Origin of the sequence: Kitasatospora sp. NBC_01250 (assembly GCF_036226465.1) — a bacterium.
Lineage (GTDB): Bacteria > Actinomycetota > Actinomycetes > Streptomycetales > Streptomycetaceae > Kitasatospora.
In genome coordinates, this window is the sequence record NZ_CP108476.1 from 156,566 (window position 1) to 170,593 (window position 14,028).

Genomic DNA, 14,028 nt, shown 5'->3' on the forward strand with positions numbered 1-14,028 from the left:
TCCTTATCGTGATCATCGTTCTGGTCGTGCGTGGCCTCAGCCGCTGACAGGCACGGCGGAACCAGTGCAGCGGGCCGCGTTGATCCTTCGGGGTTGCCGGTCAGCCGGCGGGGTCGCCGAGGCCTGGCCGGCCACCCGTCCCCGCTTCACATCCACCACACACCCGATCACGCCAGCTGGCTCAACCAAGTCGAGCTGTTCTTCTCCACCCTGACCCGACGTCTCCTACGCCGCGGCCAGTTCGCCTCCCGCGACGAACTGGCCGCGGCCATCGACACCTTCGTCCTGGCCTACGACGAACACGACGCCAAGCCCTACCGCTGGACCTGCGACGGCAGCCCGCTCAAAGCCGCATGAACCCCCGAAGGATCAACGCGGCGCTGCATCAGGGCTGGAAGAGTACTTCCGGATTGTTCGGCGAGGGGCCGTCCAGCAGCGGACTGTGGATCCCCTTCAGCGTCTGGTCGAAGAACGCCGTCACGTACTCACGCGTGATCACGATTCCACGTTCGGGGTCGAGGGGCGGCGTCGGGAACCCGGCCTCCTCCTCGAGCAGGTCCACGTCGGTGAAGCTGGGGTGGTTGGCGCCGGTGACCGCCAGCCACTTCTTGTAGCCGCCGAGGGCGGCCCAGGCCTGCCCCCAGTTGTCGCCGCCGGCCGAGTGGTAGGCGGCCGCACCCAGCATGAGGAACGGCCGGTTGATCTGGCCGGGCATCGGGGCCGGGTGGAAGGTGCCGTCCATGTTCACTCCGGCCCGTACTCGCGGGTCGGCGATCATCGTGGTGGCGGCCGCCGCTCCGCCGATGGAGTGTCCGGCCATGCCGATCTCGTGCTTGTCGATGAGGTGTGCCAGGCGCCACGCGGTAGTGCCATGCGTCAACTGGTCGATCACGAAGGACACGTCCAGCGCGCGGCTGGCAGTGACGGAGTCGAAGTCGAACGCCGGGTCGTCGCAGATCGCGCACGGCGGCGTCTGGCCGTTCGCCAGCGTCTCGCCGCTGTCCTCGTAGGTGTGGCCGACGAGCGCGACGACGTAGCCGTGACTGGCCAGGTCGGTCGCGAGCGAGGTGAGCACCATGCGCGGGTCCCCGAACCCGGGTGAGAGGACCACCAGCGGATACTTGCCCCTCTGCGGCCGCGCGCCGTCGAAGGCGTGCGTGGTGACGCTGGAAAGGTTCTGCGGGGTGATGCCGGAACTCGCCGGTATCTTCCCTTGCTGGATGTGTCCGGCTGCCTCGGCGAGGGTCATATAAGGGGCCGGCGTCCCGGTCCCGGGGACGGCCGGGTAGACCATCGTGACGGTCAGTTGGCGGGGGCCGGATGACGGCACCCACGGGTCGGGACGGCTCGCGTCGGTGAGGTGGATGACGTCCTCACCGGCGGCGTAGGGGCCGGTCGGCGCGGGGAGCGTGCCTTGGAAGGACGGCGTGGGCGTGGTGGCCGTGGCCGTGGCCGGTGCGGTGTCGGACGCGTGCGTGGCCACCGGTGTGGCCGACGGTGTGGTCGTGGCGGCGAACCCGGCGCCGGTTCCGGTGACGAGGGCGGCGAGCGCCAGCGCCGCGACAGCGCTGATACGGCGATTGCGTTTCATGGGATCGACGCTAGGTTCCGCAGCTCCGTATCGAATCAGCCCGTCGATGTAAGCATTCTGGTGTCGTTCGTAGCCTCCGCGAGGTACCGGAGTAACCCGCCGGGAGTACGTCGTGCGGCGCGGGGTTCCCTTCACCGGCATCGTCGAGCGCCACCTTCGTCCTGGCCTACGACGAACACGACGCCAAGCCCTACCGCTGGACCTACGACCCAGCAGCCCGCTCAAAGCCGCATGAACCACCGAAGGATCAACGCGGCGCTGCACCAGCGAAGCGCCCCGCTTCAGGCGGTCGACCACACCGACGCGGCCGGGCAGCGCAGGAGAGACGGACTTGCCGGCCACAGGGCAGGCCGGGGCGGAGGACAACAGATGGGGCGTCGCAGGTGTGGGGCCGGCCCCAGGAACACGGCCCCACACCGTGGCGGGAAGCGCGCGGCGCTACGCGGTCAGGGCGGTGCGTAGCTTGCTCAGCGTGCGGTTGAGAAGCCGGGAGACGTGCATCTGGGAGATGCCGAGTTCCTGGCCGATCTGGGCCTGGGTCAGGTCGGCGGAGAAGCGGAGCGCGAGGATGCGCCTCTCGCGTGCGGGGAGCTCCGCGATCAGGGGCTTGATGGCCTCCAGGGCCAGCAGTCGCTCGTAGGCGGGCTCCTCGAAGGCCAGGCTGGCGGCGAGGGCCGGGGCGGTGCTGCTGTCCTCCTCGGAAGCCGGGGCGTCGAGCGAGCGGGCGCTCTGGGCCTGGGAGGCGGTCAGGCCCTCCAGCACCTCCGCCTCGGTCAGTTCCAGGTGTGCCGCCAGCTCGGCGGCGGTGGGAGCCCGGTCGAGGACCTGTTCCATCGCATCCGAGGCCTTGGCGAGGGTCAGCCGCAGCTCCTGCAGGCGGCGCGGCACGTGCACCATCCAGGTGGTGTCGCGGAAGAACCGCTTGATCTCGCCGGTGATGGTGGGGATCGCGAAGGTGGAGAACTCCACCTCGTAGGAGGGGTCGAAGCGGTCGATCGCCTTGATCAGGCCGACGGTGCCCACCTGGAGGATGTCCTCCACCGGCTCGCGCCGGTGTCCGAACCGGCTCGCGGCGAACCGCACCAGCGTCATGTTCAGCTCGATCAGGGTGCTGCGGATGTAGGAGTACTCCGCGCTCTCCTCTGCTACCGCGCGCAGCCGGGCGAAGAGGATCCTGGACAGCTCGCGCGCGTCCGCCGGGCAGACCTTCGCCGGGTCCTCAAGATCGACGCCCAGCCCTGCCGCCACCGACCGGAGCTCGGGAGCACTCGCGATCCGTGCGGTGGTGGGCGCCTCAACTGACACTGTGGCCGGCATCTCTCTCGCTCCTCGTCGTTGCTGTTCGAACCTGGTGCTCCAGGCAGACTAACCGCGAACCGGCTGCCCGCGATCCGCCCGCGCAATCCCGTTCCACACCAGATCTCCATTTTCTCCAGGAAACCTTCACCTTCATGCCGGGTGGTCCCCCGGGACTTCCCAGGGTCCCGACCTCCTCGGTGACCCGGCGGCGTCCCCGTGGCAGACTGTCGCCAGAGCACCCCCGGCTTGTTCGAAGGAGCACCATGCACAGCAGTGCCGTCGACGGGAGCGGCGACGCGACAACTCGCCTGACGGTGCGGGCACAGACCCGCGATCGGAGCGTCATCGTCGCGATGAACGGCGAGTTGGACCTGGACAGCGTCGGTCTGCTGCGCGAGCGACTGCAGGAAGCACTGGCCCAGCCCGCCGCGGACCGCGTCGTGGTGGACTGCCGGGAGCTGGGATTCTGCGACTCCACCGGCCTCAACTCCCTGCTGGCGGCCCGTCGCGCGGCGCAGGAGGCCGGCCGCCCGCTGATCGTCGTCGGTCTGCGGCCGGCGGTGGCCCGGGTCTTCCAGGTCACCGGCACCGACGCCGTGTTCGACATCCGGCCCGACGTGGACTCCGCCCTGACGTAGACGCCAGGTGTGCCACCCTGTCCGGCGGGCAGCCGAGTACCCAGCAACGCACTCGAATCCCGCTGTTCACATCGCCTATTCGCATCGTCAGAGTGAGGAAAGATGAGCGCGACCGATTCCCGGACCACCGGCCGGCCGGTGCTGCCCTCGCTGCCCGCTCACGGCCAGGTGCGCCGACTCGCTCTGACCGGCACCGCCGGCGTCGTGGGCCGCTGCCGCGACCACACCCGCCAGGCGCTGCTCGACTGGGGCTGGCTGCCCACCGACGACCCGGACCAGCAGGCGCGTGCGGACGACATCCTGCTGCTCGTCTCCGAACTGGTCACCAACGCCTGCCGCCACGCCAACGGCCCCGACCAGCTGATCCTGCACGCCACCGGGCGGCAGCTGCGGATCGACGTGCTGGACGGAGTGGCCGCGCCCCCGCAGCGCCGTGTGCCGCACCGCCCGGGCCAGCCGGGCGGGCACGGCCTGCACACCGTCGCCCTCCTCGCCAGCCGCTGGGGCACCACGGCGCGCAGCGACGGCCCCGGCAAGTCCGTCTGGATCGAGATCGACCTCCCGGCAGGCTGAACCGTCGACGACCGGCCTCCGGAGCGCGGGAGCGGTCGGCCCTCCCGTCGGCCGCCCTCCGATGCGCCGGGGGAACCGGCGCCGCGTTCGGGCGTTCGGCAGGGGGTTCGCGGGGAAGACGGTCACCGGCGGCCCGCACGGCTGCCGACGGTCGAAGGTCGAAGGTCGAGGAGGGGCTGTGGAGCCGGACGCGCCCGCGGCGAAAGCCACGCATGATCTGCCACCGGCCAGGCGCGGCGGCGGACCGCGCACCCGGATTCCGAACCCGCAGCGCCGGCCGCCCCTGGTGAGGTCCTGGTTCGGCGCGGGTTTCGCACTCAGTGTGGGAGCGCTGCTCGCCTGGCACGTGGTGGACGCGGTCGTCCAACTCACCTCGCTCCTGACGCTTCTGCTGCTCGCCGTGTTCATCGCGGTCAGCCTGGAGCCGGTGGTCGCGTGGCTGGTCCGCCGGGGCCTGCGGCGGGCCTGGTCGGTAGCGGTGGTCGTGTCTGCCCTGGTCGTCGGCCTGACCGGCCTTCTCGCGATCGTCATCCCGCCGGTCAGTGACGAAACGACCGCACTGGTCAACGCGGTCCCGGGCTGGTTGCAACAGTTGCACGACCACCAGTCGACGCTCGGGCGACTCGAGGACCACTATCACGTGGTCGAGAGGGTGAAGGCGCAGCTCGGCTCCGCCGGCTCGTCCTCCGGAGTGCTGGGCGGCGTCCTCGGCGCGGGTCAGCTCCTGCTGAACACCGTGACAGCGACCGTGATCGTCATGAGCGTCTCCCTCTACGTCATGGCCGCTCTGCCGGACATCAAGGCGTTCTGCTACCGCTTCGTCCCGCGCAGCCGCCGCAACCGTGTCGAGGTGATCACCGAGGAGATCCTCAACCGGACCGGCCGGTACATGCTCGGCAACGTGCTGACCTCCGCGATCGCCGGGCTGGCGACCTTCGTCTGGTGCCTTGCCACCGGGGTTCCCTACGCGGGTGCCCTCGGGGTCTTCGTCGCCTTGATGGACCTGGTCCCCATGGTCGGCTCGACGATCGGAGGAATCGTCGTCAGCCTCGTCGCCCTGTCGGTCTCACTGCCGACCGCCATCGCCACCGCCGGCTTCTACATCGCCTTCCGCCTCCTCGAGGACTACCTGATCATGCCCAGGGCCATGAAGTTCGCGGTGGACGTCCATCCGATCGTCACCGTGGTCGCGGTCCTGCTCGGAGGCGCACTGCTCGGCCTGGTCGGCGCGCTGGTCGCGGTCCCGGCCGCGATCGCGCTCGGCCTCGTCCTCGATGCGTACGTCTTCCCTCGCACGGACAGCACCTGACATTCACCCGACGAGCGCGCTGTCCAGCGCCAGCCGCTATACCCATGTATTCGTCTCCGAGCCGGTTCGGCAGGGAACGGACTGGGCTCTCGTGAACGCGCAGGGCACTCAGGTCGATTGACGTCACCGCCCCGGGGCGACGGCGGGAAGGCCGACCCCGGCCGGCCGGCACCTGCGGTTCACGGTGCCGGGGTCCATCGCTGCTGCCGGCTCGGCGCGTTCGCCGGCAGCCGGGAGGCGACCTCCTGGTATGTGCCGTCCAGCAGCGCGGCATACGCCGACAGGTGCTCACCCGCACCTTCCGGCAGGCCATCGCCCGCCACGCCTCGTCCGAGTCCGCGTCCGAGTCCAGCGGCGGTGTCAGCTCGAACAGCGCGGAGATCGCGGCGGCCGGCTCCTCGCGGGGGACGACCGCCTCGATCTGCTCCCACATCGCGTCCAGGGTGGCCACCTTCGGCGCTGTGGTCGGCTGCACCGCGAAGCCGAGCCGGTTGTGGGGCCGCCTCTTGGACTCGATGAGCTCCCGGCCCGCGTCCACCAGGAAAAATCGCTCCAGCTCAGTGCGGGGCGGCGCCCCGCGACACCCCGTCGCCCGTGCTTCCGGGGCCGAATACGGCGATGCCGGCTGTCGGACCTCGTGCGGTCACGACAACCGGCATCCGTCACAGCCGCGCCGCAGCAGCCGGCTCGGCCGTCCTCTGACGGTCAGCGTCGGAAGGCGTCCTTGACGTGCTCGCCGGCCTGCTTGACATCACCCTTGACCCGGTCGGCCTTGCCCTCGGCCTCAAGCCGCTCGTTACCGAGCGCCTTGCCGACGGTCTCCTCGACCATGCCCTTGATCTTCTCGCCGGTGTTCTCGATCTTGTCGCCCAAGCTCATCGCACTCTCCTCACCGTCGGCGCGCCGTGCTACCTGACGTCGGGTCGCTTGCCCGCCCTCCGCTGGAAGATTCCTACGAATATGGTCGCCAGGCCAGGGCATCCGGTCTCTCGACACTGACACTGGAGGTCACCATGGTTCCCCTTCTGCTCGTACTGCTGCTGGCGCTGCTTCTCTTCGGTATCGGGTTCGCGGTGAAGATCCTCTGGTGGGTCGCCGTCGTCGTGCTGGTGGTCTGGCTCGCGGGGTTCATCGCTCGCGGCACGCACCCCTCCGGCCGCCGCCACCGCTGGTACCGCTGGTAGGAGCGGCCGGGGCCGGACCCGAGGCGGGGTGCACGCGACAGCGTGCACCCCGCCTCGGCACGCGCGGTCAGCAGACCCTGACCCCGATGAGGCAGGTGTCGTCGTCGGTGTCCGCGTTGGTGTACCGCAGCAGGTGGTCGAGGCGGTGCTCGAGGTCGGTCGGCTCGCCGACGGGGCCGGGCAGCGGGGCGCCTGCGACGGCGAGCAGGTCGTCGAGGGACTCCCCCACCGAGCGGTCCCGGCGCTCGATCAGGCCGTCGGTGTACATCATCAGTGTGTCGCCGGCCTTCAGCTGGGCCTGGCCCTCTTCGTAGTCGGCCTGGTCGATGGCGCCGAGCAGGATGCCGCGGAGGTCGGGCAGCGTGGTCGCGTGGCCGTCGCGCAGCAGGACGGGTGGGAGGTGGCCGGCCCGGGCCCACCGGAGCCGGCGAGTCCGGGGTTCGTAGAGTCCGCAGATGGCGGTGGCGGTGACGCTGTCGGTCAGGTGGTGGGTGACGGTGTTGAGCCACGCCAGCAGTTGGGCCGGGCCCGCGCCGGTGGCGGCCAGGCCGCGCAGGGCGTTGCGCAGGGCGACCATGCCGGTGGCCGCCTGGATGCCGTGGCCGGCCACGTCGCCGACGCACAGCAGCACCTGGCCGTTGGGGAGCGCCACCGTGTCGTACCAGTCGCCGCCGACCAGGTGGTCCTTCTCCGCGGGACGGTAGCGGACGGCGACGCGCAGGTCGTGCAGGTCCAGCGGGCCGCGGCTGGGCGGCATGATGGCGTGCTGGAGCTGGAGGGCGAGGCGGGTGCGCTCGGCGGCCTGCTGCTCGCTCTGCGCGAGCTGGTCGCGGGTGGCGGCGAGGGCAACCTCGGTCCAGTGCTGCGCGGAGACATCCTGGTAGGCGCCGCGGACGGAGGTGATCCGGGAGTCGTCGTCCAGGACCGGTTCGGCGACGACCCGGATGTGGCGGGCTATGCCGTCGGGGCGCTGGAGCCGGAACGCGGTCGAGGCGGGGCGCTGATGGTGCAGCAGGGTGCGCAGGAAGCGGCCGATCGCGTGTTCGTCGTCCGGGTGGGCGCAGGCGGGCAGTTGCTCCAAGGCGATGGGCTTGGCCGTGGGCGGCAGGCCGTGCAGCTCGAAGAGGGTGTCGTTCCAGGCGATCTCCTGGGTGAGCAGGTTCTCCTCGAAGCCGCCGATCCGGCCCAGGCGTTGGGCGTGCTGCAGGAGGCTGGCCACCTTGGGCATGCCGTCCTCCAGTTTCCAGATCACCACGACGTCGTTGCCCGACCGGCTGATGCTCACCTTGGCCTGGGTCGTCAGCGCTACGCCGTCGACCAGCGCCGCGAGCCGCATCCGGTCCGCCCGGAACGGCTCACCGCTGGCGAGGACGTGTTCGACCTTCTCGTACAGACCGCCGGGTTCGGCGGCCAGCGGGTAGGCGTTCAACAGGCGGGCGCCGGCGATGGTGTTGCGCGGGCGTCCGGCGAAGTCCACGAACCTGGGATTGACGTGTCGGATCACGAAGTCGACCGGGATCTGCGACTCGTCGAGGACTGCCTGCAGCACCAGGCACGGGTCGTCGATCCCGTCGATGAGTTCGAGCAGTTCGGCGAGTCGGGGATCCGCGACCGGATCCGCCGCGGCGCCGGCGGACGTGGGCACGGCCTCCAGCGTGGTGGCGCACAGGGTGGCGAGTGCCTCGAACTGCCTCTGCAGCGACTGCGGTTGAGGGGGAAGTGGGCCGGCCCAGCAGATCTCCAGCACGCCCGTGATCCGCCCACCGGTGCCGGTGGGGACGGCGAGGCGGCCACCGGTCACCTCACGCTGCCCGATCGAGGGCAGGCCGGCGTCCGCGAGGACGTCGTAGGCCGTGGTGGTCCGGTTGTCCAGGGCCTGGCGAGCCGGAGTGGGGACGCCCGGTGGCACGTGCCGCCACCGGTTCGGTTCCTCCTCGCCGAAGCCTGCGCTGCCGACCAGCGTCAGGGACTGGTCGGCGTGGGCGGCCCAGATGGCGACGGCCTTGGCGTCGAGCGGCCTCAACGCGTGTTCCAGGATCGAATGCGCCACGGCCCGGGCGTCACCGCCCGACGCGGCGCCCGCCTCGGCACTGCGCAGCCGCACTCCCACCGAGAGGGACGAGGCGTCGGACGTCGCGGCGACGAAATCCCGGGCGATGTCGGCGATCCGGTCGCGCGAGGCCTGGTTGACCAGGTCGGCGGCCAGCTCGAGGGGCACCACGCCCGCCTGGTCGGCCAGGCCCCTCAGCTGCCCGGCCGCCTCCGTCGGGCTGCAGCCCAGCCGTTCGACCAGGATCCCCTTGGCCAGGTCGATCAGCGCCCGGCCGTCCGCCTCGGCGTGCGCCTGCCGGAGTTCGCGGCGCAGCCGATCGACGGCGTCCGCCAACCGTCCCACGGCCGCGGAGGCGGGCAAGGTGCCCCGCTGCGCCGTGGCGGCCTCGGCCGGCGCGGTGGCGGCAGCCGCCTCACCGGGGTACTGCCACTCTTCGGTGGCCGGCGCTCCCGCCTGCGCCGTCGAGGAGACCGGTTGCGTGGAGAGGACCCGCCCGCTCACCTCACGCATGGTCTGGCGTTCCGTTTCCCCGGGCTGTTGGGGGCTGGGCACCATGGTGGCTCCTCACGCTGGTGGCGGCTGGTGGACCTCGGGCGGCGGCTAGGAGGCCAGTTGCCGCTTGATCCGGGCGATCAGATCGTGCGCATCCACCGGCTTGGTGACGTAGTCGGAGGCTCCGGAGGCCAGGCTCTTCTCCCGGTCCCCGATCATCGCCTTGGCCGTGACGGCGATGATCGGCAGGGCGGTGTGGGCGGGCATCGCGCGGATCGCCGAGGTGGCCGCGTACCCGTCCATCTCGGGCATCATGACGTCCATCAGGATCACGTCGATCTCGGGGTGCCCGGCGAGGGCGTCGATGGCCGCGCGGCCGTTCTCCGCCTGGAGCACGCGCATCCCGTGGAGTTCGAGGATGCCGGTGATGGCGTAGAGGTTGCGGTCGTCGTCGTCGACGACCAGCACGGTGCGCCCCCCGAGCGTGCCGTCGACGTCCGGGCTCAGGGGCGTGGCCTGCTCCTCGGTGCGGACCAGCGGGAGCACGTCGCCGGGCTGTTCGGCGCTCAGGTGCAGGGCGATGCGTTCGCGCAGTTCGTCGAGGCTGGAGATGAGCTCCAGCGGCTGGGTGGCGGCGCGTTGCTGCAGTTGCTGTTCCTGCTCGGTACCCAGGCGGCGGTTGTTGTGCGCCAGGACCGGCACGCCGTGCAGCGCTGCGTCGCGCGCCATCTCCTCCAGAAAGCTGAGAGCGGCGCCGTCCGGCAGGTCGATCTCCAGCACCACGCAGTGGCAGGGGGTGGTGGCCAGGGCGGTGGCCGCCTCCTGCGCGCCGATGGTGGTGATGATTTCGACCAGCTCGCGCGGGTCTCCGAGGTTCGGGTGGCCGGCCAGGTCCGCCACGGCGCTCTCCGCGACCAGCGAGAGCAGGCCGCGTGGCCGCTCCTCGATGACGAGCAGCCGCTTGGGCTGCACCGGCTCGGGTGCGGTTGCTGAGGCAAGGTGCGGGTCGCGCTCGGCGGGGGCGGCCGAGAGCGCTTCGGACAGGGCGGGCTCCAGTGCCCCTTGCGCGCTGTGGGCGCTCATCTCAGCGAAGTCGGGCCTGGCGGCGGGCAGGTAGAGGGTGAAGGTGCTGCCCTGGCCCGGGGCGCTCTCGGCGGTGATGACGCCGCCGAGCAGGTAGGCGATCTCACGGCTGATCGACAGGCCCAGGCCGGTGCCGCCGTACTTGCGGCTGGTCGTGCCGTCGGCCTGCTGGAAGGCGCCGAAGACGGTCTCCAGGTGCTGGGGGGCGATACCGATGCCGGTGTCCACCACGTGGAAGGCGATGACCGGGCCGCCGCGCCTGGCCACCTCGGGCGCCCGCGACTCCTCGATCATCTCGATCCGCAGTTCGACGCTGCCCTTCTCGGTGAACTTGACCGCGTTGGAGAGCAGGTTGCGCAGCACCTGGCGCAGCCGGTAGTCGTCGGTGAGCAGCTCCGCCGGCACCGAAGGGGCCGTCTTGACCGTGAAGGCCAGGCTCTTCTGGCTGGTCAGCGGCTGGAAGGTCGCTTCGACGTAGTCCAGCAGCTTGCGCAGTTGGATCCGCTCGGGGTTGACGTCCATCTTGCCGGCCTCGACCTTGGACAGGTCGAGGATGTCGTTGATCAGCTGGAGCAGGTCGGAGCCGGCCGAGTGGATGATGCCGGCGTACTCGACCTGCTTGGCCGTCAGGTTGCGGGTGGGGTTCTGGGCGAGCAACTGGGCCAGGATGAGCAGACTGTTGAGCGGGGTGCGCAGCTCGTGGCTCATGTTGGCCAGGAACTCCGACTTGTACTTCGAGGCGAGCGAGAGCTGGTGGGCGCGGTCCTCCAGCTCCTGCCGGGCCTGCTCGATCTCCAGGTTCTTGGTCTCGATGTCCCGGTTCTGCGCGGCCAGCAGCTCGGCCTTGTCCTCCAGTTCGGCGTTGGAGGACTGCAGCTCCTCCTGGCGGGCCTGGAGTTCCTCGGAACGGGTCTGGAGTTCGGCGGTCAGGCGCTGGGACTCGCCGAGCAGCTCGTCGGTGCGGGCGTTGGCGATGATGGTGTTGACGTTGACGCCGACAGTTTCCATCAGCTGTTCCAGGAACGCGCGGTGCACTGGTGTGAAGGCGTGCACGGTGGCGAGTTCGATGACGCCCAGCACCTGCTCCTCCACCACGATCGGCAGAACGAGCAGGGAGACCGGCTCGGTGCGCCCCAGCCCCGAGGTGACGGTGACGTAGCCGGGCGGCAGGTCGTCGACGGCGATGGTGCGCTTGCTGCGCGCTGCCTGGCCGACGAAGGACTGGCCCAGCTTGAAGCGGGTTCCCGTGGCCTCGTCCGGATGGGCGTAGGAGCCGACGAGGTTGAGGTAGGTCGCCTCATTGGTCTCTTCGGCGAGGTAGAAGGCCCCGTACTGCGCCGAGACGAGCGGCGTGAGCTCGTCCATGATCAGCTCGGCGACCACCGGAAGGTCGCGGCGGCCCTGCATCAGGCCGGAGATCCTGGCCAGGTTGGACTTGAGCCAGTCCTGCTCCTCGTTGGCGCGGGTGGTCTCGCGCAGCGACTCCACCATGAAGTTGATGTTGTCCTTGAGGTCGGCGACCTCGCCGGAGGCGTCCACGGTGATCGAGCGGGTCAGGTCGCCCTCGGCGACGGCGCCGGTGACCTCGGCGATCGCACGGACCTGGCGGGTGAGGTTGCCCGCGAGTTCGTTGACGTTCTCGGTCAGCCGCTTCCAGGTGCCGGAGACGCCCTCGACCTCGGCCTGACCACCGAGTCGGCCCTCGCTGCCGACCTCGCGGGCCACCCGGGTGACCTCGGCGGCGAACGAACTGAGCTGGTCGACCATGGTGTTGATGGTGGTCTTGAGTTCCAGGATCTCGCCGCGCGCATCCACGTCGATCTTGCGGGTGAGGTCGCCGTTGGCGACCGCGGTGGTGACCTGGGCGATGTTGCGGACCTGGCTGGTCAGGTTGTGCGCCATGAAGTTGACGTTGTCGGTGAGGTCCTTCCAGGTGCCGGCCACGTTCGGCACCCGGGCCTGACCGCCGAGCGTGCCCTCGGTGCCCACCTCGCGGGCCACCCGGGTCACCTCGTCCGCGAAGGCGGAGAGCGTGTCGACCATCGTGTTGATGACACCGGCCAGCGCGGCGACCTCGCCCTTGGCCTCGACGTTGATCTTCTGGGAGAGGTCGCCCTTGGCGACCGCGGTGGCGACCTGGGCGATCGAGCGGACCTGGCCGGTGAGGTTGGAGGCCATCACGTTGACGTTGTCGGTCAGGTCCTTCCAGGTGCCGGAGGCGCCGCGGACGGTGGCCTGCCCACCGAGGTTGCCCTCGGTGCCGACCTCGCGGGCCACCCTCGTCACCTCGTCGGCGAACGCGGAGAGTTGGTCGACCATCGTGTTGATGGTCTCCTTCAACTCCAGGATCTCGCCGCGGGCGTCCACCCGGATCTTCTGCGACAGGTCGCCCTTGGCGACCGCGGTCGTCACTTCCGCGATCGAGCGGACCTGGGCGGTGAGGTTGTCGGCCATGACGTTGACCGATTCGGTCAGGTCGCGCCAGGTCCCCGAGACGTCGCGGACGTCGGCCTGTCCGCCGAGACGTCCCTCGGTGCCCACCTCGCGGGCCACCCTCGTCACCTCGCCGGCGAACGCGCCCAGCTGGTCGACCATCGTGTTGATGGTGTCCTTCAGCTCCAGGATCTCCCCGCGCGCGGTGACGTTGATCTTCTGGGAGAGGTCCCCCTTGGCGACCGCGGTGGCCACCTGGGCGATCGAGCGGACCTGCGCGGTGAGGTTGCCGGCCATGAAGTTGACCGAGTCGGTCAGATCCCGCCAGGTCCCCGAGACGCCCTTGACGTCGGCCTGACCACCCAGGATGCCCTCGGTGCCCACCTCGCGGGCCATCCGCGTGACTTCGTCGGCGAACGCGCTCAGCTGGTCGACCATCGTGTTGACGGTGTTCTTCAGCTCCAGGATCTCCCCGCGCGCGTCCACGGTGATCTTCTGGGACAGGTCGCCCTTGGCGACGGCGGTGGTGACCTGGGCGATGTTGCGGACCTGGTCGGTCAGGTTGCCGGCCATGAAGTTGACCGAGTCGGTCAGGTCCCGCCAGGTGCCGCCGACGCCGGGGACCTGCGCCTGCCCGCCCAGACGTCCCTCGCTGCCGACCTCGCGGGCCACCCGGGTCACCTCGTCGGCGAACGACGAGAGCTGGTCGACCATCGTGTTGACGGTGTTCTTCAGCTCCAGGATCTCGCCCCGGGCCGCGACATCGATCTTCTGGGACAGGTCGCCCTTGGCGACCGCCGTGGCCACCTGGGCGATGTCCCGAACCTGGCTGGTGAGGTTGCCCGCCATGGCGTTGACCGAGTCGGTCAGGTCCTTCCAGGTGCCCGAGACCCCCGGCACCTCCGCCTGGCCGCCCAGCTGGCCCTCGGTGCCGACCTCCCGGGCCACCCGCGTCACCTCGGAGGTGAACAGCGACAGCTGATCCACCATCCCGTTGAAGACGGTGGCGATCTCACCCAACAGGCCGTCCGCGTCACCCGGCAGCCGGGTACCGAAGTCGCCGTCGCGCACCGCTGTCAGACCCGCCAGCAACTGGCGCAGCTCCGGCTCACCGACCTGCGCCGGACCGGAACCGGGCGCGCCGCGCCGCTGAGGAACAGTGCTGGACTTCGTCGAGCCTGCCATCGAGAGTCGCCTCCGTAGAACGCCTGGGCCCTTCGGCTGTCTGACAGGTCACCCCGTGCGGCGCCCATCGCATCGTCGCGACGGCCGCCCCCGCGCCTCCCGGCACGTCAACACACCGCCAGGAGGCTACCCCACGGCTTGGGCAGGCACAGACCACTGAGCCGAAACGGTTCCCATCACCAGCGGAA

At 70.4% G+C, this 14,028-nt stretch carries 10 protein-coding genes and 1 pseudogene; 5 read left to right on the top strand and 6 right to left on the bottom strand.

What is annotated here, in order from left to right; translation table 11 throughout:
* The first annotated feature begins 93 nt into the window (after nucleotides 1-93).
* Nucleotides 94-357, top strand: coding sequence for a hypothetical protein (locus OG500_RS00795; protein WP_329575268.1), 264 nt, complete (start codon nucleotides 94-96; stop codon nucleotides 355-357).
* Between the two features lie 28 nt (nucleotides 358-385).
* On the opposite strand, the gene OG500_RS00800 is transcribed toward OG500_RS00795, so the two are convergent.
* Entirely contained in the window at nucleotides 386-1,591 is a 1,206-nt protein-coding gene (locus OG500_RS00800; protein WP_329575271.1) for an alpha/beta hydrolase family protein, read from the bottom strand.
* A gap of 438 nt (nucleotides 1,592-2,029) precedes the next feature.
* A complete protein-coding gene (locus OG500_RS00805; protein ID WP_327064372.1) occupies nucleotides 2,030-2,908 on the bottom strand; it encodes a SigB/SigF/SigG family RNA polymerase sigma factor in 879 nt (292 codons plus the stop codon).
* A gap of 245 nt (nucleotides 2,909-3,153) precedes the next feature.
* On the opposite strand from OG500_RS00805, the gene OG500_RS00810 reads away from it, so the two are divergent.
* The 3 genes from OG500_RS00810 (at nucleotide 3,154) to OG500_RS00820 (ending at nucleotide 5,410) form a co-directional block, all read left to right on the top strand.
* On the top strand, nucleotides 3,154-3,528 hold the full coding sequence (locus OG500_RS00810) for an STAS domain-containing protein (protein WP_327064373.1): 375 nt from the start codon (nucleotides 3,154-3,156) through the stop codon (nucleotides 3,526-3,528).
* Nucleotides 3,529-3,630: 102 nt separating this feature from the next.
* On the top strand, nucleotides 3,631-4,101 hold the full coding sequence (locus OG500_RS00815) for an ATP-binding protein (protein WP_327064374.1): 471 nt from the start codon (nucleotides 3,631-3,633) through the stop codon (nucleotides 4,099-4,101).
* 178 nt (nucleotides 4,102-4,279) lie between these two features.
* The gene (locus OG500_RS00820; RefSeq protein ID WP_329575275.1) at nucleotides 4,280-5,410 is read left to right on the top strand and encodes an AI-2E family transporter; all 1,131 of its coding nucleotides are present in this window, start codon (nucleotides 4,280-4,282) and stop codon (nucleotides 5,408-5,410) included.
* A 310-nt stretch (nucleotides 5,411-5,720) separates the two neighbouring features.
* Here OG500_RS00820 and OG500_RS38030 read toward each other — a convergent pair.
* Nucleotides 5,721-5,987: pseudogene (locus OG500_RS38030) on the bottom strand (DUF4158 domain-containing protein); the annotation flags it as partial.
* 128 nt (nucleotides 5,988-6,115) lie between these two features.
* Nucleotides 6,116-6,289, bottom strand: coding sequence for a CsbD family protein (locus tag OG500_RS00825; RefSeq protein WP_327064376.1), 174 nt, complete (start codon nucleotides 6,287-6,289; stop codon nucleotides 6,116-6,118).
* A gap of 134 nt (nucleotides 6,290-6,423) precedes the next feature.
* Here OG500_RS00825 and OG500_RS00830 point away from each other — a divergent pair, with 134 nt between their 5' ends.
* Nucleotides 6,424-6,594 (top strand): hydrophobic protein, encoded by a 171-nt coding sequence (locus OG500_RS00830; RefSeq protein ID WP_327064377.1) that lies wholly within the window; start codon nucleotides 6,424-6,426, stop codon nucleotides 6,592-6,594.
* A gap of 67 nt (nucleotides 6,595-6,661) precedes the next feature.
* Here OG500_RS00830 and OG500_RS00835 read toward each other — a convergent pair whose 3' ends face one another.
* Nucleotides 6,662-9,157 carry a SpoIIE family protein phosphatase gene (locus tag OG500_RS00835; protein ID WP_327064378.1) on the bottom strand — a complete coding sequence of 832 codons (2,496 nt, stop codon included), beginning with the start codon at nucleotides 9,155-9,157 and terminating at the stop codon, nucleotides 6,662-6,664.
* Between the two features lie 90 nt (nucleotides 9,158-9,247).
* On the bottom strand, nucleotides 9,248-13,840 hold the full coding sequence (locus tag OG500_RS00840) for a HAMP domain-containing protein (protein ID WP_327064379.1): 4,593 nt from the start codon (nucleotides 13,838-13,840) through the stop codon (nucleotides 9,248-9,250).
* Between the last annotated feature and the right edge of the window lie 188 nt (nucleotides 13,841-14,028).